Annotated in this window: 19 protein-coding genes; 14 read left to right on the top strand and 5 right to left on the bottom strand. The window is 64.4% G+C overall.

Annotated features, from left to right (window positions below; genetic code table 11):
- The first annotated feature begins 2 nt into the window (after nt 1-2).
- The 3 genes from hisD to JHW40_RS17530 are packed head-to-tail and all read left to right on the top strand — an operon-like array spanning nt 3 to nt 2,269.
- Nucleotides 3-1,316 (top strand): histidinol dehydrogenase, encoded by a 1,314-nt coding sequence (hisD, locus tag JHW40_RS17540; RefSeq protein ID WP_090617246.1) that lies wholly within the window; start codon nt 3-5, stop codon nt 1,314-1,316.
- A complete protein-coding gene (locus JHW40_RS17535) occupies nt 1,313-1,792 on the top strand; it encodes a UPF0262 family protein (RefSeq protein ID WP_090617247.1) in 480 nt (159 codons plus the stop codon). Before hisD ends, JHW40_RS17535 begins: the two co-directional genes overlap by 4 nt.
- Nucleotides 1,793-1,795: 3 nt before the next feature.
- The gene (locus JHW40_RS17530) at nt 1,796-2,269 is read left to right on the top strand and encodes an arsenate-mycothiol transferase ArsC (RefSeq protein ID WP_090617248.1); all 474 of its coding nucleotides are present in this window, start codon (nt 1,796-1,798) and stop codon (nt 2,267-2,269) included.
- 64 nt (nt 2,270-2,333) lie between these two features.
- On the opposite strand, the gene clpA is transcribed toward JHW40_RS17530, so the two are convergent.
- Nucleotides 2,334-4,658, bottom strand: a complete 2,325-nt coding sequence (clpA, locus tag JHW40_RS17525) for an ATP-dependent Clp protease ATP-binding subunit ClpA (RefSeq protein ID WP_090617249.1) — start codon at nt 4,656-4,658, stop codon at nt 2,334-2,336.
- 180 nt (nt 4,659-4,838) lie between these two features.
- The gene (gene gloB / locus JHW40_RS17520) at nt 4,839-5,573 is read right to left on the bottom strand and encodes a hydroxyacylglutathione hydrolase (RefSeq protein ID WP_090617251.1); all 735 of its coding nucleotides are present in this window, start codon (nt 5,571-5,573) and stop codon (nt 4,839-4,841) included.
- 57 nt (nt 5,574-5,630) lie between these two features.
- On the opposite strand from gloB, the gene JHW40_RS17515 reads away from it, so the two are divergent.
- The 8 genes from JHW40_RS17515 to JHW40_RS17480 all read left to right on the top strand — a co-directional run bounded on the left by JHW40_RS17515 (nt 5,631) and on the right by JHW40_RS17480 (nt 13,028).
- Nucleotides 5,631-6,428, top strand: a complete 798-nt coding sequence (locus JHW40_RS17515) for a class I SAM-dependent methyltransferase (protein WP_090617253.1) — start codon at nt 5,631-5,633, stop codon at nt 6,426-6,428.
- Between the two features lie 343 nt (nt 6,429-6,771).
- Nucleotides 6,772-7,332 (top strand): F0F1 ATP synthase subunit delta, encoded by a 561-nt coding sequence (locus JHW40_RS17510; RefSeq protein ID WP_170851959.1) that lies wholly within the window; start codon nt 6,772-6,774, stop codon nt 7,330-7,332.
- Nucleotides 7,332-8,867, top strand: coding sequence for a F0F1 ATP synthase subunit alpha (gene atpA, locus JHW40_RS17505; protein WP_090617257.1), 1,536 nt, complete (start codon nt 7,332-7,334; stop codon nt 8,865-8,867). Before JHW40_RS17510 ends, atpA begins: the two co-directional genes overlap by 1 nt.
- Nucleotides 8,868-8,879: 12 nt before the next feature.
- Nucleotides 8,880-9,755, top strand: a complete 876-nt coding sequence (locus JHW40_RS17500; protein ID WP_090617262.1) for a F0F1 ATP synthase subunit gamma — start codon at nt 8,880-8,882, stop codon at nt 9,753-9,755.
- Between the two features lies 1 nt (nt 9,756).
- Nucleotides 9,757-10,611, top strand: coding sequence for a hypothetical protein (locus tag JHW40_RS17495; RefSeq protein WP_139208269.1), 855 nt, complete (start codon nt 9,757-9,759; stop codon nt 10,609-10,611).
- Nucleotides 10,612-10,669: 58 nt separating this feature from the next.
- Nucleotides 10,670-12,094, top strand: a complete 1,425-nt coding sequence (atpD, locus tag JHW40_RS17490; RefSeq protein ID WP_090617267.1) for a F0F1 ATP synthase subunit beta — start codon at nt 10,670-10,672, stop codon at nt 12,092-12,094.
- A 9-nt stretch (nt 12,095-12,103) separates the two neighbouring features.
- On the top strand, nt 12,104-12,553 hold the full coding sequence (locus tag JHW40_RS17485) for a F0F1 ATP synthase subunit epsilon (RefSeq protein ID WP_090617269.1): 450 nt from the start codon (nt 12,104-12,106) through the stop codon (nt 12,551-12,553).
- Nucleotides 12,554-12,680: 127 nt separating this feature from the next.
- A complete protein-coding gene (locus tag JHW40_RS17480) occupies nt 12,681-13,028 on the top strand; it encodes an H-type lectin domain-containing protein (protein WP_090617272.1) in 348 nt (115 codons plus the stop codon).
- A 109-nt stretch (nt 13,029-13,137) separates the two neighbouring features.
- On the opposite strand, the gene JHW40_RS17475 is transcribed toward JHW40_RS17480, so the two are convergent.
- Together JHW40_RS17475 and JHW40_RS17470 are read right to left on the bottom strand one after the other, a co-directional pair.
- The gene (locus tag JHW40_RS17475; protein ID WP_090617275.1) at nt 13,138-13,917 is read right to left on the bottom strand and encodes an alpha/beta fold hydrolase; all 780 of its coding nucleotides are present in this window, start codon (nt 13,915-13,917) and stop codon (nt 13,138-13,140) included.
- Nucleotides 13,914-14,513: a 2-hydroxychromene-2-carboxylate isomerase gene (locus tag JHW40_RS17470; RefSeq protein WP_090617277.1), complete on the bottom strand. Its 600-nt coding sequence runs from the start codon at nt 14,511-14,513 to the stop codon at nt 13,914-13,916. Before JHW40_RS17470 ends, JHW40_RS17475 begins: the two co-directional genes overlap by 4 nt.
- A gap of 83 nt (nt 14,514-14,596) precedes the next feature.
- On the opposite strand from JHW40_RS17470, the gene JHW40_RS17465 reads away from it, so the two are divergent.
- Both JHW40_RS17465 and JHW40_RS17460 read left to right on the top strand, forming a co-directional pair.
- Nucleotides 14,597-15,616, top strand: coding sequence for a ribose-phosphate pyrophosphokinase (locus tag JHW40_RS17465; protein WP_090617279.1), 1,020 nt, complete (start codon nt 14,597-14,599; stop codon nt 15,614-15,616).
- Nucleotides 15,617-15,730: 114 nt separating this feature from the next.
- Entirely contained in the window at nt 15,731-17,146 is a 1,416-nt protein-coding gene (locus JHW40_RS17460) for an IS4 family transposase (protein WP_272848964.1), read from the top strand.
- 102 nt (nt 17,147-17,248) lie between these two features.
- Here the strand turns inward: JHW40_RS17460 and purD are convergent, their stop codons facing one another.
- A complete protein-coding gene (purD, locus tag JHW40_RS17455) occupies nt 17,249-18,505 on the bottom strand; it encodes a phosphoribosylamine--glycine ligase (RefSeq protein ID WP_090615611.1) in 1,257 nt (418 codons plus the stop codon).
- A gap of 62 nt (nt 18,506-18,567) precedes the next feature.
- Here purD and xseA point away from each other — a divergent pair, with 62 nt between their 5' ends.
- Entirely contained in the window at nt 18,568-20,118 is a 1,551-nt protein-coding gene (xseA, locus tag JHW40_RS17450; protein ID WP_090615606.1) for an exodeoxyribonuclease VII large subunit, read from the top strand.
- Nucleotides 20,119-20,120: the final 2 nt, after the last annotated feature.

Raw genomic sequence — 20,120 nt, 5'->3', positions numbered from 1 at the left:
CCATGCCGGTCACGCTGAATACCCAGGATGCCGATTTCGAGAGCCGCTTTGTCCGGATGCTGTCGGCCAAGCGCGAGGATTCCGCCGATGTGAACGAGGCCGTGGCCGGGATCATCGCCGATATGCGGGCCGGGGGCGACGAGGTTCTGTGCCGCCTGACCGCGCGGTTCGACCGGCTGGAGCTGACGCCGGACGGGCTGCGGTTTTCGCCGGACGAGATTGCGGCGCATGTCGCGCGGGTGACGGATGACGAGCGCGCGGCGCTGTCTTTGGCGGCGGAACGCATCCGCGCCTATCATTCCCGGCAGATGCCCGAGGATGCCAGCTGGACCGATCCCGATGGCGCCACGCTTGGCTGGCGGTGGACGCCGGTTTCGGCGGCGGGGCTGTATGTGCCGGGGGGGCAGGCGGCCTATCCGTCATCGGTGCTGATGAATGCGATCCCGGCGCGGGTGGCGGGGGTTGAACGGCTGGTAATCTGCGTACCCACTCCGGATGGTGTGGTGAACCCGCTGGTTCTGCTGGCGGCCGAGCTGGCCGGGGTGGATGAAATCTATCGCATCGGTGGGGCGCAGGCGATCGCCGCGTTGGCCTATGGCACGCAGACCATCGCGCCGGTGGACAAGATCACCGGGCCGGGCAACGCCTATGTCGCGGCGGCCAAGCGGCAGGTGTTCGGGCGGGTGGGCATCGACATGATCGCCGGTCCGTCCGAGGTGCTGATCATCGCCGAAGGGGCGCAGAACCCCGATTGGCTGGCGCTGGACCTGCTGGCGCAGGCCGAGCATGACGCAGATGCCCAATCCATCCTGATCACCACCGATCCGGCCTTGGCCGAGGCCGTCGCAGCGGCTGTCGAGCGACTGCTGCCGGGACTGGCGCGGGCGGAAGTGGCCGGGGCGAGCTGGCGCGATTACGGCACTGTCATCATCGCCCGTGATCTGGATGAGGCCGCTGCCCTGTCTAACCGTGTCGCGCCCGAGCATCTTGAACTGTGCGTGGACGACCCCGAGGCTTTGGCCGCGAAATGCGTTCATGCCGGGGCGATCTTCATGGGCGCCCATACGCCCGAGGCCGTTGGCGATTATGTCAGCGGGCCGAATCACGTTCTGCCCACCGCGCGGTCGGCGCGGTTCTCGTCCGGGCTGTCGGTTCTGGATTTCCTGAAACGCACGACCCTGGCGCGGCTGTCGCCGGGGGCGCTGGCCGCGATCGGTCCGGCGGCGGTGCGGCTGGCGCAATCCGAGGGGTTGCAGGCACACGGCGCCTCGGTCGAGGCCCGGCTGGCGCAGTTGAATGTCAGGAGGGGGGAATGAGCCGACTGACGCGGATCGAGATCGACGACAGCGCGATCCCCCCCACCACCGCCGAGATGGAGCAAGAGCGCAAGGTCGCCATCTTCGATCTGATCGAGGATAACAGCTTTGTCATTCCGGGTCGCGACGGGCAGCCCGCGCCTGAAGGCCCCTTTGCGCTGGACCTTGCCATTCGCGAGGGACGGCTGGTCTTTGACGTGACCACAGATGATGCGACCAAGGTGGCCGAATTCCACCTGTCATTGGGGCCGTTCCGGCAGGTGGTCAAGGATTACTTCCAGATCTGCCAAAGCTATTTCGAGGCGGTCAAGCGGCTGCCTCCGGCCCAGATCGAGGCGATCGACATGGCGCGGCGCGGGATCCATAACGAAGGGGCGCGGACCTTGCAGGAACGGCTGGAGGGCAAGGTCGAACTGGATATCGACACCTCGCGGCGGCTGTTCACGCTGATCTGCGCCGTGATTCCGCAAAGCTGACCGATGACGCAGAGCCTTCCCACCTCGGTACTGTTCTGCTGCGATCACAATGCCATCCGTTCCCCGATGGCTGAAGGCATCATGAAGCGGCTGTATGGCCGCAGCGCCTATATCCAGTCGGCGGGCGTCAAGAACGATATGGAGGTGGACGGTTTTGCCATTGCCGTCTGCGCCGAGATCGGGGTGGTGATCGCTAATCACCGTTCCCGCTCGTTCGAGGAAATGACGGCCTGGGGCGATGATCTGGGTGGGTTCGATCTGATCGTGGCGTTGTCACCGGCCAGCCAGAGGCTGGCGCTGGAGCTGACGCGGGTGTTTCATCTGGATGTGGAATACTGGCCGATCATGGACCCGACCGGGCTGGCCGAGGGGCGCGAGGCCAAACTGGCAGCCTATCGCCAGAGCCGCGATCAGATCATGACCCGGATGATCGACCGCTTTGGTCCGCCGCTGCATCCGCTGGACGAGCCTGCCTGAGGTCGAGGATCGGTGCCGGATCGGGAAAAGGACCGGCGACATGGCCGCCGGCCCCCGTCTTCTGTCATTCCGCCGTCAGCAGCGGCGTCGATGATTTGCCGATGCGCGGGGCGTCGGGGCCGGTGATGTCGAAGACAGGCTTGTCGTCCTCGATCTTCACGCGGACCACGCCGCCTTTGGTCAGGCGGCCGAACAGCAATTCCTCGGCCAGCGGCTTCTTGATGTTTTCCTGAATGACCCGGCCAAGGGGGCGCGCGCCCATCTTGTCGTCGTAACCCTTTTCGGCCAGCCAGTCGGCGGCTTCGGGGGTCAGTTCGATATGGACGTTGCGGTCCATCAACTGGGCTTCCAGCTGCAGCACGAATTTCTCGACCACATGCACGACGACCTCGCGCGACAGCGGCGCAAAGCTGATGATCGCGTCCAGACGGTTGCGGAATTCGGGGGTGAAGGTCCGCTCGATCGCGGCGGTATCCTCGCCTTCGCGCTTGTCGCGGCCAAAGCCGATCGCAGCCTTCTGCATATCCGAGGCGCCCGCGTTCGAGGTCATGATCAGGATCACGTTGCGGAAATCCACCTGACGGCCGTTATGGTCGGTCAGCTTGCCGTGATCCATCACCTGCAACAGGATGTTATAGACATCCGGATGCGCCTTCTCGATCTCGTCCAGCAGCAGCACGCAATGGGGGTGCTGATCGACGCCATCGGTCAGAAGTCCGCCCTGATCAAAGCCGACATAGCCCGGAGGCGCACCGATCAACCGGCTGACCGCGTGTTTCTCCATATATTCCGACATGTCGAAACGCAGCAGTTCTACGCCAAGGGTCGAGGCCAGTTGCTTGGCCACCTCGGTCTTGCCCACACCCGTCGGCCCGGCGAACAGATAGTTGCCGATGGGCTTTTCGGGTTCGCGCAGACCGGCGCGGGCCAGCTTGATGGCCGAGGACAGCGCCGAGATCGCCGCGTCCTGACCAAAGACCACGCGTTTCAGCGTCACCTCCAGATCGCGCAGGACGTGAGCGTCATCCTTGCTGACGCTTTTCGGCGGAATGCGGGCGATCTTGGCCACCACCGCCTCGATCTCCTTGGGCGAGATCGTCTTGCGGCGTTTGCTTTCGGCGACCAGATGCTGCGCCGCCCCGGCCTCGTCGATCACGTCGATGGCGCTGTCGGGCAGTTTGCGGTCGTTGATATAGCGGCTGGCCAGATCGACCGCCGATTTGATCGCGTCATTGGTATAGCGCAGGTCGTGGTGCTTTTCGAAATGCGGCTTCAGCCCCATCAGGATCTTGACCGTATCGGGCACCGAAGGCTCGTTCACGTCGATCTTCTGGAAACGGCGCGACAGGGCGCGGTCCTTTTCGAAATGCTGACGATATTCCTTGTAGGTGGTGGAACCCATGCAGCGCAGCTTGCCCCCCGCCAGCGCCGGTTTCAGCAGGTTCGAGGCGTCCATCGCCCCGCCCGAAGTCGCGCCTGCGCCGATCACGGTATGGATTTCGTCGATGAACAGGATCGCGTCGGGATGGTTTTCCAGTTCCTTGACCACGGCCTTCAGCCGTTCCTCGAAATCGCCGCGATAGCGGGTGCCCGCCAGCAGCGCGCCCATATCCAGCGAAAAGATCGTCGCACCGGCCAGCACCTCGGGCGTCTCGCCGCGGGTGATCTTCAGCGCCAGCCCCTCGGCGATGGCGGTCTTGCCAACACCGGGATCGCCGACCAGCAGCGGGTTGTTCTTGCGGCGGCGGCACAGCACCTGGATCGCCCGTTCGACCTCGTCCTCGCGGCCGATCAGCGGGTCCACATCGCCCTTTTTCGACTTGGCGTTCAGATCGACGCAATATTTCGACAGCGCCGTTTCCTCGCGTGCTTCCTCGGCCTGCGGGGCCTGCGCGGCCTCGACCGGTTCATCCGAGCCTGCGACCTTGCGGGCCTCGCTGAACGAAGGGTTCTTGGCGACGCCATGGGCGATGAAATTGACCGCGTCGTAACGGGTCATGTCCATTTCCTGCAGAAAGAAGGCGGCGTTGGATTCGCGTTCGGCAAAGATCGCGACCAGCACATTGGCACCCGTCACCTCTTGCCGGCCCGAGCTTTGGACATGGATCGCGGCACGCTGGATCACGCGCTGGAAGGCGGCGGTCGGCACCGCCTCGGACCCTTCGACATCGGTGATCAGGGTCGAGAGGTCGTCATCAATGAAGTCGATCAGCGTCTTGCGCAATTCGTCCAGCTCGACATTGCAGGCCCGCATCACCCGGACCGCGTCGGGTTCTTCGGTCAGGGCCAGCAGCAGATGTTCCAGTGTCGCCAGTTCGTGGCGATGTTCGTTGGCCAGCGCAAGCGCCTGATGGATGGCCTGTTCCAGAGTGGTTGAGAAACTTGGCACGGTCGTCTCCTGTCAGTCGGCTGGCGGTATGGGCGTCTTCGGTCACCCACCTGCCCAGACTGTCATGATACAGTTAAGATTTGGTGGATTGCGGCTGGCATCAAGCCCTAAATGCGAAGGATGCACAGTTTTTCCCACGTTTGATGCAGATGTGATATGCGGATGGGCGTTTTTCAACCTTCAGAACGCATCCTTCATCTGGCGCAGCCGTGCAAAGACCTGCGCGTCGGTGGCCCCGGCCATGCCCAGACTGTCGCGCAGTTGCGCCACGCGAAGGAAGGGATTGGTCTCGCGCTCGGTCGTCAGCGGCACCGGAGAGCAGGGCAGATCCCCCGCCAGACGGTCCTTCAGCGCCTGATTGTCGGGATCGACCGACAGTGCGAAGGCGCCATTGGCGGCGCAATAATCGTGGCCCGAACAGATCAGCGTGTCCTTGGGCAGGGCGTTCAGGCGGGTCAGGCTGTCCCACATCATCGCCGCGTCGCCCTCGAACAGGCGGCCGCAGCCCAGTGCCATCAGGCTGTCGGCGGTGAAGGCCGCGGCGGTTTCGGGAAAGTGAAAGGCGATATGGCCGACGGTGTGGCCGGACACGTCGATCACCGACACCTGTTCGCCGAGAACCTCGACCGGCTCGCCCGGGGTGACGCGGGTATCCAGGGGCGGCAGGCGATGGGCATCGCTGGCGGCGCCGATCACCCTGGCCCCCGTCGCCTGCACCAGAGGCGCGACCGCATCGGTGTGATCGGCATGGTGATGGGTCAGCAGGATCGCGTCCAGTCCCCAGCCGCGTTCCCGCAATGCCGTCTGGATCGGGCCCGCTTCGGGGGCGTCGATCAGCACGGTTCCGGCATCGCCATGCAACAGATAGGCGTAATTGTCGCGCAGGCAGCGCAACGTGACGAGTTCCAGCGGCATTGGCAAATTCCTTATCCTGTGCTGTGGTCAGGGTGACAAACCCGGGCGGCCGACGCAATGCACCACGACATCGACGATCTGCGGCGATTCTATTACCAACGCGCGCTTGGCCGCGTGGTTCAGCGTATTCTGCGCGACCGGCTGATGGCGCGGTGGGAACCCGACAGCTGTCACGGGATGAACGTGGCGGGCTATGGCTTTGCCGCGCCGATGCTGCGTCCCTATCTGCGTCATGCGCGGCGGGTGACGGCGCTGATGCCCGGCCCGCAGGGGGTGATGGCATGGCCTGCCGGTCTGCCCAATCACAGCGTCATGTGCGACGAGACCGCATGGCCCATCGAGACCGGCAGCCTCGACCGGCTGGTCATGCTGCATGGGCTGGAGACCAGCGACCACCCCGCCGCCCTGCTGGCCGAGGCATGGCGCACGCTGGGGCCGGGGGGGCGGATGATGGTGATGGTGCCGAACCGCTCGGGCCTGTGGGCGGCCTCGGACGGGACGCCCTTCGGCTTTGGCCGCAGCTATACCACCGGGCAGATCCAGGCCCAGACCCGCGCGGCGGGGTTTGTCGGCGAATGGCATGGCTCGGCGGTTTATATCCCGCCCTCGGACCGGCGCTTCTGGCTGCGCAGCGCGCAGATGTGGGAGCGCACGGGCGCGCGCATCAGCCGGGTGCTGATTGCCGGGGTGGTGCTGGTCGAACTGTCCAAGCAGGTGCGCGGCGCCGTGGGACCGACCGCACGGGTCCATGTACCCAGCCCGCTGGACATTCTGGACGGCGTGGCGCGGCCCAAACCCGGCGGTCGGCTGGCCGCCAGTCCGGTCAAGCGGCGGGGTGTTGATGCCGGGTCGTGAGGTGGGGGATTCCGGACAGAATCGGTGCGCAGTTGTCAGCGGCAAAGGCGGTCGGGCGGACAGGTCAAACCGCGATTTCGGGCCAGCCTGCGACAGGCTGTCGCAGCTGTTGCGCGGTGATCCGCGCGCGGACCGCGTTGCTGCCCGCTAACGTCGCAAAACGATGGTCGTAGGGCTCTCATTTCCGTGTCCTAAGTGGTTGCCGCAAGCAAAACGACCTGCTAGAGACGCCGCAGAAATCAGGACGGCCCTCCAAAAGCCGTGCGACCGCGACCCGCACCCCGCGACTGACCGCTGTAAGCCGGCCCGCCGGCGGGGTATGCGCAAATCGTAAAGGATGACCGTGGCCAACTCTGCTTCCATGTCCCACAGCATCGCCGGGCGCTATGCGCAGGCGGTATTCGACATCGTCAGCGAAGAGGGGGGGCTGGATGATCTGGCCCGGCAGATCGACGAGCTGGGAACCGCGCTGCACGACAGCGCCGATCTGGGGTCGCTGATCGGATCGCCCATCTATACCCGCGACGATCAGGGCCGCGCCATCGCCGCGTTGGCCACCAGGATGGGGCTGTCCGCCACGCTGGCCAATACGCTGCAACTGATGGCCCGCAACCGTCGCCTGTTCGTGCTGCCGCAGCTGGTGGCACGGCTGCGCGAATTGATCGCCGAGGCGCGCGGCGAAGTCACCGCCGATGTGACCAGCGCCATCGCCCTGACCGACGACCAGCAAAAACGCCTGACCGAGACGCTGGCCGCGAAATCAGGCAAGAAAGTCAAATTGAATACGCGCGTCGATGAGGCCCTCATCGGCGGGATGATTGTCAAGCTGGGCTCGAAGATGATCGATTCCTCGGTCCGCTCGAAGCTCGCCTCCCTCCAGAATGTCATGAAAGAGGTCGGATAATGGGAATCCAGGCAGCCGAGATTTCGGCGATCCTGAAGGATCAGATCAAGAATTTCGGTCAGGAGGCCGAGGTGGCCGAAGTGGGCCAGGTGCTGTCCGTTGGTGATGGTATCGCGCGCGTCTATGGCCTCGACAAGGTGCAGGCCGGCGAGATGGTCGAATTCCCCGGCGGGATCCGGGGCATGGTGCTGAACCTGGAAACCGACAACGTCGGCGTCGTGATTTTCGGTGACGACCGCTCGATCAAGGAAGGCGACACCGTCAAGCGCACGCGCTCGATCGTGGACGTTCCGGTCGGCAAGGGCCTTCTGGGCCGCGTCGTGGACGGCCTTGGCAACCCGATCGACGGCAAGGGCCCGATCGAGGCCGCCGAGCGCCGCATCGCCGATGTCAAGGCGCCGGGCATCATGCCGCGCAAATCGGTGCACGAGCCGATGGCCACCGGCCTGAAATCGGTGGACGCGATGATCCCCGTTGGCCGCGGCCAGCGCGAGCTGATCATCGGTGACCGCCAGACTGGCAAGACCGCCATCGCGATGGACACCATCCTGAACCAGCAGGCCTATAACGGTCGCGAAGCCGAAGGCATGAAGACGCTTCACTGCATCTATGTCGCCATCGGCCAGAAGCGTTCGACCGTGGCGCAGCTGGTGAAGAAGCTGGAAGAAACCGGTGCCATGGCCTATACGACCATTGTCGCAGCGACCGCTTCGGACCCCGCGCCGATGCAGTTCCTCGCCCCCTATTCGGGCACCGCGATGGGCGAATATTTCCGCGACAACGGCATGGACGCGCTGATCATCTATGACGATCTGTCCAAACAGGCTGTGGCCTATCGCCAGATGTCGCTGCTGCTGCGCCGTCCGCCCGGGCGTGAAGCCTATCCGGGCGACGTTTTCTATCTGCATAGCCGCCTGCTGGAGCGTTCGGCCAAGCTGAACGAGGATAACGGCTCCGGCTCGCTGACCGCGCTGCCGATCATCGAGACGCAGGCGGGCGACGTGTCGGCCTATATCCCGACCAACGTGATCTCGATCACCGACGGCCAGATCTTCCTGGAAACCGAGCTGTTCTTCCAGGGCATCCGCCCCGCCGTGAACACCGGCCTGTCGGTGTCCCGCGTGGGTTCGGCCGCCCAGACCAAGGCGATGAAATCCGTCGCCGGTCCGGTCAAGCTGGAACTGGCGCAGTATCGCGAGATGGCGGCCTTCGCGCAGTTCGGTTCGGATCTGGACGCCGCGACCCAGCGCCTGCTGAACCGTGGTGCGCGTCTGACCGAGCTGATGAAGCAGCCGCAATACCGCCCGCTGACCAATGCCGAGATCGTCATTGTCATCTATGCCGGCACCAAGGGCTATATCGACAGCGTTCCGGTGCGCGAAATCGTCGCCTGGGAAGAGGGGCTGATCCAGTTCCTGCGCAACCAGAAGGGCGACCTGCTGGACGACATGACCAAGAACGACCGCAAAGTGGCGGGCGATCTGGAAGACGCGATCAAATCGGCGTTGGACGCATACAACAAGACCCGCGCCTGAGAGGGGATATAGATGCCCAGCCTCAAGGATCTCAAGAACCGGATCGAAAGCGTCAAGAACACGCGGAAGATCACCAAGGCGATGCAAATGGTCGCCGCAGCCAAACTGCGCCGTGCGCAAGAGGCTGCGGAGGCCGCGCGCCCCTATGCCGACCGGATGGCGGCGGTGATGGCGGGGCTGACCGCGAATGCGGCCGGTTCCTCGTCCGCGCCCCCGCTTCTGGCCGGGACCGGCAGCGATCAGCGCCATTTGCTGATCGTGATGACCGCCGAGCGTGGTCTGGCGGGCGCCTTCAACAGCTCGATCGTCAAGCTGGCCCGGCAGCATGCCGAAAAGCTGGCGGCGGAAGGCAAGACCGTTACGGTCCTGACCGTCGGCAAGAAGGGTCGCGAACAGCTGCGGCGGGATTACGGCGACAAGATCGTCCATCACGTCGATCTGTCCGAGGTCAAGCGCATCGGCTATGACAACGCCCGCAGCATTGCGGACGAGGTTCTGCACCGGTTCGAGACCGGCGATTACGACGTCGCCACCATCTTCTACAACCGGTTCGAATCGGTCATCAGCCAGATTCCGACCGCGCGTCAGGTGATCCCTGCCGAAGCCCCCGAAGACGAGGCGCTGGCCGCCTCGGCTCTGTATGAATACGAGCCGGGTGAAGAGGGGATCCTGACCGATCTGCTGCCGCGTTCGGTTGCCACGCAGATCTTTGCGGCGCTGCTGGAAAACGCGGCCTCGGAACAGGGCGCACGGATGAGCGCGATGGACAACGCCACGCGCAACGCCGGCGACATGATCGACCGTCTGACGACCCAATACAACCGTTCGCGTCAGGCTGCGATCACGACCGAACTGGTCGAGATCATCGCGGGGGCCGAGGCTCTTTGACATGATAGTGAATGGGGGAAATCAGGATGTCGCAGGTCGGCTTGGGGTCCGTTATCTGACGGAACCCGTCGATCACGACATCCTGTTTTCCTTCGTGACACTTGTCGCCAACCAGGACAGTTACGATCGGTTTCTTGAATCGGCCGAGGGCAGGGGTTTCAACCCAGATAATTCGGAGTTTCTGGCGCTGGACAACCGCAACGGCAATCAGTTCGATGGTTACGATGCGATGCGCCGGACTGTCGTCGAGGCGAAGGGGCGCTATATCGTCTTTACCCATGACGATGTGGAGTTTCATCGGGACGGTGCGGCAGAGCTGGAAGCGCGGTTGGGGGAACTGAGCGCGCTGGATCCGGACTGGACGATTGCGGGTAATTCAGGCGGCATCCGCTACAGGCGCGGCAAAAATTACCTTACGCAGCATATCGACGATCCTCATCAGCTGGGAATGCGCGTTGAGGCGCCGGTTCTGGTTGAAACGCTGGATGAAAATTTCTTCATCATCCGCCGTGATCGCCCGGTGCTGAATTCGTATGACCTCAGAGGGTTTCATCTTTATGCCAGTGACCTGTGCAGGATTTCCGAGATCATGGGCGGTCGCGCCTATGTCATCCCGTTCCTGTTACGGCATCACAGCGGCGGCAAGATCGATGAAAGCTTTTTGCCCTGTCGCGAGCGGTTTGCCCGCAAATATCGCCGCTATTTCATCGGCCGGAATCTGCAGGCGACCGTGACCGAGTTCAGGTTTGGTTTGTTCGGGCTGCGCGAGGGGTGGAACGAGACCCCGCAAAGCCGCTGGGACTATCTCAAGAGGAATGTATACGCTTCGGATACTGTCCGGAACGTCAGCAAATGAACGCGAGATCGGTTTGCCGTCCGGTCTGACCGCAAATAAAAGCCAAGGAGTTGATGACATGGCAGAATCAAGGGGCAAAATCACGCAGGTGATCGGCGCCGTCGTTGACGTGCAGTTCGAAGACAACCTGCCGGCGATTCTGAACGCGCTGGAGACGGAAAACAACGGCAAGCGGCTGGTGCTGGAAGTCGCTCAGCATCTGGGCGAAAACACCGTCCGCACCATCGCCATGGACTCGACCGAGGGTCTGGTTCGCGGCGAACCCGTTCGCGATCTGGGCGGGCCGATCTCGGTTCCGGTGGGTGATGTCACGCTTGGCCGCATCCTGAACGTCGTGGGTGAGCCGGTCGATGAGGGCGCCGCGATCGAGGCGACCGAGACCCGCGCCATCCACCAGCCGGCCCCGGATTTCGCGGCGCAGGCGACCAGCTCGGAAATCCTTGTCACCGGCATCAAGGTCATCGACCTGCTGGCGCCCTATTCCAAGGGCGGCAAGATCGGGCTGTTCGGCGGCGCCGGCGTGGGCAAGACCGTTCTGATCATGGAACTGATCAACAACATCGCCAAGGTGCACTCGGGTTACTCGGTGTTCGCGGGCGTTGGCGAACGGACCCGCGAGGGCAACGACCTTTATCACGAGATGGTGGAATCGGGCGTTATCGTTCCTGACAACCTTGTCGAAAGCAAAGTGGCCCTTGTCTATGGTCAGATGAACGAGCCCCCGGGAGCCCGGATGCGCGTTGCCCTGACCGGTCTGACGCTGGCCGAACAGTTCCGCGATGCCTCGGGCACCGACGTTCTGTTCTTCGTGGACAACATTTTCCGCTTTACGCAGGCAGGGTCCGAGGTGTCGGCGCTGCTGGGTCGTATTCCTTCGGCCGTGGGCTATCAGCCGACGCTGGCCACCGACATGGGCGCGATGCAGGAACGCATCACCTCGACCAAGAACGGCTCGATCACGTCGATCCAGGCCGTTTACGTTCCGGCCGACGACCTGACCGACCCGGCGCCCGCCACGACCTTTGCCCACCTTGACGCCACGACGGTTCTGTCGCGGGCGATCTCGGAACTGGGCATCTATCCGGCCGTGGACCCGCTGGACTCGAACTCGCGGATCCTCGACCCGGCGGTTGTCGGCGAAGAGCATTATCAGGTGGCCCGCGACGTTCAGGGGATCCTGCAGAAATACAAATCGCTGCAGGACATCATCGCCATTCTGGGCATGGACGAACTGAGCGAAGAGGACAAGCTGACCGTGGCCCGCGCCCGGAAGATCCAGCGCTTCCTGTCGCAGCCCTTCGACGTGGCAAAGGTCTTTACCGGTTCGGACGGCGTTCAGGTGCCGCTGGAAAAAACCATCGCCTCGTTCAAGGCTGTGGTTGCCGGTGAATATGACCACCTGCCGGAAGGTGCCTTCTATATGGTTGGCGATATCGAGGATGTGAAGGCCAAGGCCGAGCGTCTTGCGGCTGAAGCCGCATAAGGGGGCGAGATGGCTGATACCATGCAGTTCGACCTCGTGTCGCCGGAACGGAGCCTCGTCTCTGTTTCCGTGCGCGAGGTGCGCCTGCCGGGCAGCGAGGGCGATCTGACCGCCATGCCCGGCCATGCGCCCGCGATCGTGACGCTGCGCCCCGGCATGGTCACGCTGGTGGCCGCCGATGGCAGCGAAAGCGAATTCGCCGTCACCGGCGGCTTCGTCGAGATCAACGCGGAATCCGTCACGCTGCTGGCCGAACGTGGTCATCCGCGCGAAGAGGTGACGCAGGAGGTCTTCAACGAGATGCTGACCGACGCCCATCGCCGCAAGCGGTCGCTGGAAGAGCGTCGCGCGCAGGTGGGCGAGGATGTCGTGACCGCCGCGGTCAAGCTTCTTGCCGATATGGAGGCCCTTGGCACCCATATCGGGCTGGACCCCAATCAGGCGTCCTTCCCGGACTGATCCGGCGCAAACACGATCCCATAATGGGCGCGGCAGCGATGCCGCGCCTTTTTTGTCCCGAAGGGGTCGGCTTTGAGGCTGCCTTCGCATAACTCCTGGATTATCCTGAGGACGATATGGAGGAGTCATGAAGCGTTTCAGTCAGTCGATGGTGGGCGTGACGCGCGGCGCGGTGATGCTGTTTTCCGCCTTCGAGGATGGCGGGCCGATGTGGACGGGCACCGGGCCGCGGGTCGAGCGTGTCAGGGTCCACTTTGACGAGCGGTTCATGGAACCGCCGGTCGTGCATGTCAGCGTCGGCATGTGGGATATGGCGGGCGGGCATAACCAGCGCGGCGATATCAGCGCCGACCGTATCACCGAAGAGGGGTTCGAGATCGTCTTTCGCACCTGGGACGATACCCGCGTCGCCAGGGTCCGTGCCGAGTGGCTGGCCATCGGGCCGGTGCGTTATGAGGATGATTTTCACATCTGATGTGTCGGGTGGGAACGGGGAAGGGGGCTTTGCCCCCTCGGCCCGTGCCGGGCCTTCACCCCCAAGGTATTTTTCAGGAGTGCGAGGGGGCATGGCTTTGGTTTGAGGGTCAGGCCCGGTCGAGGTTGAGGGCGATCAGTTCGGCCACGGCGGCGGGATGGGTGATCGGCAGCATATGGGCGGCGTCCGGGACGGTGGCGCGGCCGACATCGGGCAGTCGGGCGGCCAGCGCCTCGGCGATGTCGCTGATGACCGGCGGGGATTGCGCGCCCGAGATCATCAGCACCGGCGCGTCGATGGCTTCCAGCCCGCCATCGCGCAGGATATTGGCGCTGTCATGGTTCAGGGCGTCGTTCGTCCGGGTGACAAGCGGGATCAGGTCGCGCATCTGCTTCTGGATCGGGTGCGGCATCTCGTCATAGCCGTAATGACCCCAGACCGAGAGGAAGAGGCGGGCGGCCTCGGCCTCGCGCCCGTCGTTCAGGTGGGTCAGCATCTCGGCGTCGAGGGCGGACTGGGCCGGATGGGGGGCGGCGGCGAACAGCACGGGCTCGATCAGGGTCAGGCTGCGCACCGCATCGGGGGCGGCGACGGCGATACGAAGCGCCACGGTCGCGCCCATCGAGTGACCGATCAGGTCCAGCGGGCGCTGGATATAGCTGGCGGCGATGCGGGTGACGGTGGTGTGATAGTCGGGGCTGTCGGGGCCGGGATGCCAGGCATCGCTGCGGCCGTGGCCGGGCATGTCGAAGCCGCTCAGGTCGACCCGTCCCTTCAGCCGGGTGGCGATCGGCCCCCAGTATCCGGCGCTGCCCAGCATGCAATGCAGCGCCAGCGCGGGGCGGTCGGGATCGCCCGGCCAGTGGCGCTGGTGGATCTGTCCGCTCATGCGGATTGCAGCGCGCGGTCGAGAAATTCCAGCCGGTCCTGTCCCCAGAACCGTTCGCCGGTTTCGCGGATGATGTAGAAGGGCGCGCCGAATACCCCGGCATTCACCGCCTCGTCGAGATTGCGGCCATAGGTTTCGGCGCCGATGAACAGGCCCTTGTCGGCCAGATCGGGATCGAAGCCGTTTGCGGCAAGGATGTCGCGGATGGTGGCGTCGTCGGCGATGTCGCGATCCTCGGCCCAGACGGCACGCAGAAAGCCTTGGACCAGCCCGCCCGGATCGCCGCCGCCCGCCTGTTGCGCGGCGATGACGGCATAGGATGAGGGCGCGGTATTGACCGGGAAGAAGGCGGGTTTCAGGTTCAGCGGCAGGTCCAGATGCGCCGACCAGCGCCGCAATTCCTGTTCGCGGTATTCGATGCGCGAGGGATGGCGGTTCGCGGGCCGGGTGCCGCCGGTACGGTCGAACAGTTGCAGCACGTCCAGCGGCTTGTAGCTGACCGAGGCGCCGTGCCGGGTGGCGATCTGCTGCATCCGGTCGCCTGCGAGATAGCACCACGGGCTCATTGTGCTGAGATAGAAGTCGATGCTGGCCATGAGCGGTCCTTCTTGGTTTGCCCGCAGGCTAGCCCGGTGCTAAGGCGGGTGCAATCTGACGAATCCCGTAAAGGCCATCCCCCATGCCCGTCATGACCGAACCCAAGCTGATTTCCGGCAATGCCAACCGTCCGCTGGCCGCCGCCATCGCCCGCCGCATGTCCATGCATCGCGGCATGAATGTGGGCCTGTGCGATGCCCGCGTCGAACGCTTCAACGATCAGGAGATCTTTGTCGAAGTTTTCGAGAATGTCCGCGGCGAGGACATGTATATCATCCAGCCGATCTCGAATCCGGCCAATGACAACCTGATGGAACTGCTGATCATGGTGGACGCGCTGAAGCGGTCCTCGGCGGCGCGGATCACGGCGGTCATTCCCTATTTCGGTTATGCCCGGCAGGATCGCCGCGCCAAGGCGCGCACGCCGATTTCGGCCAAGCTGGTGGCCAATCTGCTGACCAAGGCGGGTGTGGACCGCGTGCTGACCATGGATCTGCATGCGGCGCAGATTCAGGGGTTCTTCGATATTCCGGTGGACAACCTTTACGCCGCGCCGGTCTTTGCGCTGGATGTGCAGCATCACTTCAAGGGCCGGATGGGCGATCTGATGGTGGTCTCGCCCGATGTCGGCGGAGTGGCGCGGGCGCGGGAACTGGCGACCCGGATCGGTGCGCCGCTGTCGATCGTGGACAAGCGCCGCGAGAAGGCGGGTGAGGTGGCCGAGATGACCGTGATCGGCGATGTCGAGGGCAAGGCCTGCATCATCGTCGATGACATTTGCGACACGGCCGGCACGCTGGTCAAGGCGGCGCAGGTGCTGACCGATCGCGGCGCGACCGAGGTTCACGCCTATATCACCCATGGCGTGCTGTCCGGTCCGGCGGTCGAGCGGGTCAGCAAATCGGTGATGAAATCGCTGGTCATCACCGATTCGATCCAGCCGAGCGAGGCGGCCAAGTCGGCGCCGAACATCCGCATCGTGCCCACCGCGCCGATGTTCACGCAGGCGATCCTGAACATCTGGAACGGGACGTCGGTTTCCAGCCTGTTCGAGACCGATACGCTGCTGCCGATCTATGAAGGTCTGTATACGACCGGCTGAGCTTGCAGTTACCCACAAGTGGTGCGGCGAATTGATTCACCCACCAGACTTGGCCTTGCCTGAGCACAAGCGATCATGATTCGTCATGTGGCACCGAATAATTGAGGTGCAGACATGGGACAGAGTTGGGTGGAAACGGAAACGGCCGGATGCGATCTGGGAGATGTCAGGCTGAACAGGCGGCTTGAGGCAATGCTCGAGGCCCTCGGGGAACGGCCGGGAAAATCGCTGCCGACGGCATTCCAGGACTGGTCGAATACCAAGGCCGCCTACCGCTTCTTTGCTAACGGCAATGTCAGCGAGGACAAGATCCTCGAGGGCCATTTCGCTGCCTCTGCCCTGCGCATCCGGGCAACCGATGGTCCCATCCTGATCCTGCAGGACACCACGGAATTCTCCTTCAAGCGTTCGGCTCCGGAGAAGGTGGGGTTCACGACGGTGTCGACTGGACGCAAACTGAAGGAAGGTCGCTATCAGAAACATGCGGTCTGCGGGCTTTTGATGCATGCCAGCATGGCCATCACGCCGGATGGGCTGCCGCTCGGCCTGACGGCGGCCAAGTTCTGGTCGCGCAGCAAGTTCAAGGGAACCGCCGCTCTTAAACGGAAGATCAATCCGACCCGGGTGCCGATCGAACAGAAGGAAAGCATGCGCTGGCTCGACAATCTGCGCCTGTCCACCGAACTGACAGGGGTGCCAGAGCGCTGCGTGCATATCGGTGATCGGGAAAGCGACATATACGAACTCTACTGCCTGTCCGAAGAACTCGGGACCGGGTTCCTCGTCCGCAGCTGCGTCGACCGTCTGGCGGAGGATGGCGGCACGACCATTGCCAAGGTGATGGCAGAGGTGCAGTCCAGCGGCACCCACGAGGTCCGGTTCCGCGATGCGCAGGGCAAGGATCATTGCGCCGTGCTCTCGGTCCGGCACGCTACAATGACGGTCCGCCCGCCGATCGGAAAGCAGCGGAAATACCGGCATCAGAATCTTCAGATCATCCATGCCGAGGAGCTTGACCCGCCGGAAGGCCGGGTGCCCGTCTTCTGGAAGCTGATCACGAACTTGCCGGTGGCGACCCACGCGGACGCAATCCACAAGCTCCAATGGTATGCGCTGCGCTGGAAGATCGAGACATTCTTCCGGACCCTGAAGACCGGGTGCCGGATCGAAGAGCTGCGCCTGGCCACGGCTGATCGACTGGCAAACTGTATCGCGTTGTGCTGCGTCGTGTCCTGGCGCGTGTCATGGATGACGATGCTCGGCCGAGAGGTGCCGAAAGCATCGCCTGCTGCCGTCTTCACCGACGCCGAACGCCAACTGCTCGAGCGCACAGCGCCCGAGAGCAAGCAAAAGCTTCCGCGTGACCTCGATTTCTATGTCAGACTCGTCGCGCGGCTCGGCGGCTATCTCGATCGGACCTCCGATGCGCCACCAGGAACCACCGTCATATGGCGCGGCCTCTCACGCCTCGCCGATCTTGTCGAAGGCGCTCGCATCGCCGAAACACCATCATCCGAGACATATGGGTAACTGCAAGCCGGCTGAGGGTGGAGCCGGCGGCCCCGTCGGAGCCTCCGGCGGGGATATTTGCAGCACCAGAGATGAGGGCCGGGTTTGAAACCGGCCCGTTGATCAGAGGGCGCGCCAGCCGATATCGCGGCGGCAGAAGCCTTGGGGCCAGTCGATGCCGTCGATCAGGGCATAGGCGCGCTGATGGGCCTGCGCCAGGGTGACGCCGCGGCCGGTGCAGGCCAGAACGCGGCCGCCGGTGGCGATGATGCGGCCGTCGCGTTCGCTGGTTCCGGAGTGGAATGTCATCTGGAAGCTGGATTCGGCGGCGTTTTCCAGCCCGTTGATGGTGCTGCCCTTGTCATAGCTGCCGGGATAGCCGTTGGCGGCCATCACTACCGTCAGCGCATGATCCTCGCCCCAGTTGACCGTGATCCGGTCGAGTTCTCCGGTCGCGCAGGCCAGCAGCAGGTCCAGCACCTGCGCGCCCAGCCGCATCATCAGCACCTGACATTCGGGGTCGCCGAAGCGCACGTTGTATTCGACCAGCCGGGCCTGGCCGTCGCGGATCATCAGTCCGGCATAGAGCACGCCCTGAAACGGCATGTCGCGGCGGGCCATTTCGGCGATGGTGGGGCGGATGATCTGGTCCATCACCTGCGTCTGGATGGCGTCGGTCAGCACCGGGGCGGGGCTGTAGGCGCCCATGCCGCCGGTATTGGGGCCGGTATCGCCATCACCCACGCGCTTGTGGTCCTGTGCCGTGCCGATGGGCAGGCAGTTCGTGCCGTCGCTGAGGACGAAGAAGCTGGCCTCTTCGCCCGCCATGAACTCTTCGATCACGACAGAGGTGTCGCCGAATTCGCCCTGAAAGATCAGGTCGATGGCCTCGTGCGCCTGCTCGATGGTTTCGGCGACGGTGACGCCCTTGCCTGCGGCCAGCCCGTCGGCCTTGACCACGATCGGGGCGCCGTGCTGCGTGACATGTGCGCGGGCGCTGGCGGCGTCGGTAAAGCGGGCCCAGCTGGCCGTTGGTGCGTTGCAGGCGTCGCAGATTTCCTTGGTGAACGCCTTTGACGCCTCAAGCTGGGCTGCCTGTTGCGAGGGGCCGAAAACCAGAAAGCCCGCATCGCGCAAGGCGTCCGAGACACCGGCGGCCAGTGGCGCCTCGGGGCCGACAACCACGAAGTCGATGGCGTTTTCCTGCGCGAAATCAAGCACGTCCGAGCGGGAGGTGATGTCGATATCGGCGCAGCGCGCGACATGGGCGATGCCGGCATTGCCGGGCGCGACGATCAGGCGGTCGCATTTCGGGTTCTGCCGGATGGCCCATGCCAGCGCATGTTCGCGCCCGCCGCCACCGAGGATCAGGATGTTCATCTGCCGCCCTTTCGCTTCTGATGGCGGCGTTCTAGTCTGGCGCGGGAAAGGGAACAAGATCCATGGACCTTCTGGAAGACGCGCCGGGCAGCAATGCCCATGAATTCACGGTATCCGAACTGTCGGGCGCGGTGAAACGCTCGATCGAGGACCAGTTCGGCCGCGTCCGCGTGCGTGGCGAGATCGGCCGGGTGTCGCGGCCGGGCTCGGGGCATCTTTATTTCGACCTCAAGGATGACCGGGCGGTGCTGGCGGCGGTGACATGGAAGGGGCAGGCGGCGCGTCTGGCGCAACGTCCCGAGGAGGGCATGGAGGTGATCGCCATCGGCCGCATGACCACCTTTCCGGGCCAGTCGAAATACCAGCTGATCGTCGATCAGATCGAGCCTGCCGGGATCGGCGCGCTGATGGCGATGTTGGAGAAACGCCGCAAGGTGCTGGCCGCCGAAGGGTTGTTCGACGATTCGCGCAAACGCCCGCTGCCCTTCCTGCCGCGCGTGATAGGTGTCGTGACCTCGCCCTCGGGTGCGGTGATTCGCGACATCCTGCACCGGCTGCGCGACCGCTTTCCGACGCGGGTGGTGATCTGGCCGGTGGCGGTGCAGGGCGAATCCTGCGCGCCACAGGTCAGCGCCGCGATCCGGGGCCTCAACGCGCTGCCCGTTGATGGGCCGGTGCCGCGCCCCGACCTGATCATCGTCGCGCGTGGCGGCGGCAGTCTGGAAGACCTCTGGGGCTTCAATGAGGAATCGGTGGTGCGTGCCGCCGCCAGCAGCCAGATCCCGCTGATCTCGGCGGTGGGGCACGAAACCGACACGACACTGATCGACTTCGCCGCCGACCGCCGCGCCCCCACACCCACCGCAGCCGCCGAAATGGCGGTGCCGGTGCGCGCCGATCTGGCCGCAAGGCTGGCCGAGGCCGGTGCCCGCATGACCCGCGCCAGCAGCCAGCGGATCGACCGCCCCCGTCAGCGCCTGCACGATCTGTCGCGGGCCCTTGGCCGCCCCGGCGCGTTGACCGAGGGCGCGCGGCAGCGGCTCGACCTCTGGGGCGCACGGCTGGAACCGGCCCTGCGCGCGCTGGTCCGCCACCGCCGCCAGCAACTGGCCTCGCGCCCGATGCCCGCCGCCACCCTGCGCCAGTTCACCGCCGCCAAGCGTCATTTGCTGGACCGGGCAGGCACCCGGCTTGATCTGGCCCGCACCCGACGGTTGGAGCGCCCGCGCGACCGGTTGATCGTGTTGCAAGAGCGGCTGGATGCCTCGCTGGCGCGAATTACCGGCAGCACACGCCGCGATATTCTCACCCAGACCGAACGACTGAAAATCCTGCAATCGCGGCTGACCAAGGCCGGCCAGCGTGCAATCATCATCCGGCGCGAAACCCTCCTGCGTCTGGACCGCACCCGGCAGACGCTCGGCTATGGCGAAACGCTGAAACGCGGCTTTGCGGTGATCCATGGCTCCGATGGGCTGATCACCTCGGTCGAGGCCGCCCGCCAGTCCACGCGATTCGAGATCGAATTCACCGACGGCCGCCTCCCGGCCCGCCCTGATGCCGCACCCAAATCCCGCAAATCCGAACCACCGGAACAGAAATCCCTGTTCTGATC

Origin of the sequence: Paracoccus alcaliphilus (genome assembly GCF_028553725.1) — a bacterium.
Taxonomy (GTDB): Bacteria; Pseudomonadota; Alphaproteobacteria; order Rhodobacterales; family Rhodobacteraceae; genus Paracoccus; species Paracoccus alcaliphilus.
Note: the sequence above shows the minus strand (reverse complement) of the source record. Positions and strands in the feature narration are given on the sequence as shown.

What these genes read in the sequence shown, in the direction of transcription:
- atpA (WP_090617257.1), top strand. Translation starts at nt 7,332, where the DNA reads ATGGGAATCCAGGCAGCCGAGATTTCGGCGATCCTGAAGGATCAGATC.
- JHW40_RS17515 (WP_090617253.1), top strand. Translation starts at nt 5,631, where the DNA reads ATGCACCACGACATCGACGATCTGCGGCGATTCTATTACCAACGCGCG.
- JHW40_RS17480 (WP_090617272.1), top strand. Translation starts at nt 12,681, where the DNA reads ATGAAGCGTTTCAGTCAGTCGATGGTGGGCGTGACGCGCGGCGCGGTG.
- JHW40_RS17495 (WP_139208269.1), top strand. Translation starts at nt 9,757, where the DNA reads ATGATAGTGAATGGGGGAAATCAGGATGTCGCAGGTCGGCTTGGGGTC.
- xseA (WP_090615606.1), top strand. Translation starts at nt 18,568, where the DNA reads ATGGACCTTCTGGAAGACGCGCCGGGCAGCAATGCCCATGAATTCACG.
- JHW40_RS17500 (WP_090617262.1), top strand. Translation starts at nt 8,880, where the DNA reads ATGCCCAGCCTCAAGGATCTCAAGAACCGGATCGAAAGCGTCAAGAAC.
- JHW40_RS17485 (WP_090617269.1), top strand. Translation starts at nt 12,104, where the DNA reads ATGGCTGATACCATGCAGTTCGACCTCGTGTCGCCGGAACGGAGCCTC.
- JHW40_RS17470 (WP_090617277.1), bottom strand. Translation starts at nt 14,513, where the DNA reads ATGGCCAGCATCGACTTCTATCTCAGCACAATGAGCCCGTGGTGCTAT.
- JHW40_RS17475 (WP_090617275.1), bottom strand. Translation starts at nt 13,917, where the DNA reads ATGAGCGGACAGATCCACCAGCGCCACTGGCCGGGCGATCCCGACCGC.
- JHW40_RS17530 (WP_090617248.1), top strand. Translation starts at nt 1,796, where the DNA reads ATGACGCAGAGCCTTCCCACCTCGGTACTGTTCTGCTGCGATCACAAT.
- atpD (WP_090617267.1), top strand. Translation starts at nt 10,670, where the DNA reads ATGGCAGAATCAAGGGGCAAAATCACGCAGGTGATCGGCGCCGTCGTT.
- hisD (WP_090617246.1), top strand. Translation starts at nt 3, where the DNA reads ATGCCGGTCACGCTGAATACCCAGGATGCCGATTTCGAGAGCCGCTTT.
- JHW40_RS17465 (WP_090617279.1), top strand. Translation starts at nt 14,597, where the DNA reads ATGCCCGTCATGACCGAACCCAAGCTGATTTCCGGCAATGCCAACCGT.
- JHW40_RS17535 (WP_090617247.1), top strand. Translation starts at nt 1,313, where the DNA reads ATGAGCCGACTGACGCGGATCGAGATCGACGACAGCGCGATCCCCCCC.
- gloB (WP_090617251.1), bottom strand. Translation starts at nt 5,573, where the DNA reads ATGCCGCTGGAACTCGTCACGTTGCGCTGCCTGCGCGACAATTACGCC.
- purD (WP_090615611.1), bottom strand. Translation starts at nt 18,505, where the DNA reads ATGAACATCCTGATCCTCGGTGGCGGCGGGCGCGAACATGCGCTGGCA.
- JHW40_RS17460 (WP_272848964.1), top strand. Translation starts at nt 15,731, where the DNA reads ATGGGACAGAGTTGGGTGGAAACGGAAACGGCCGGATGCGATCTGGGA.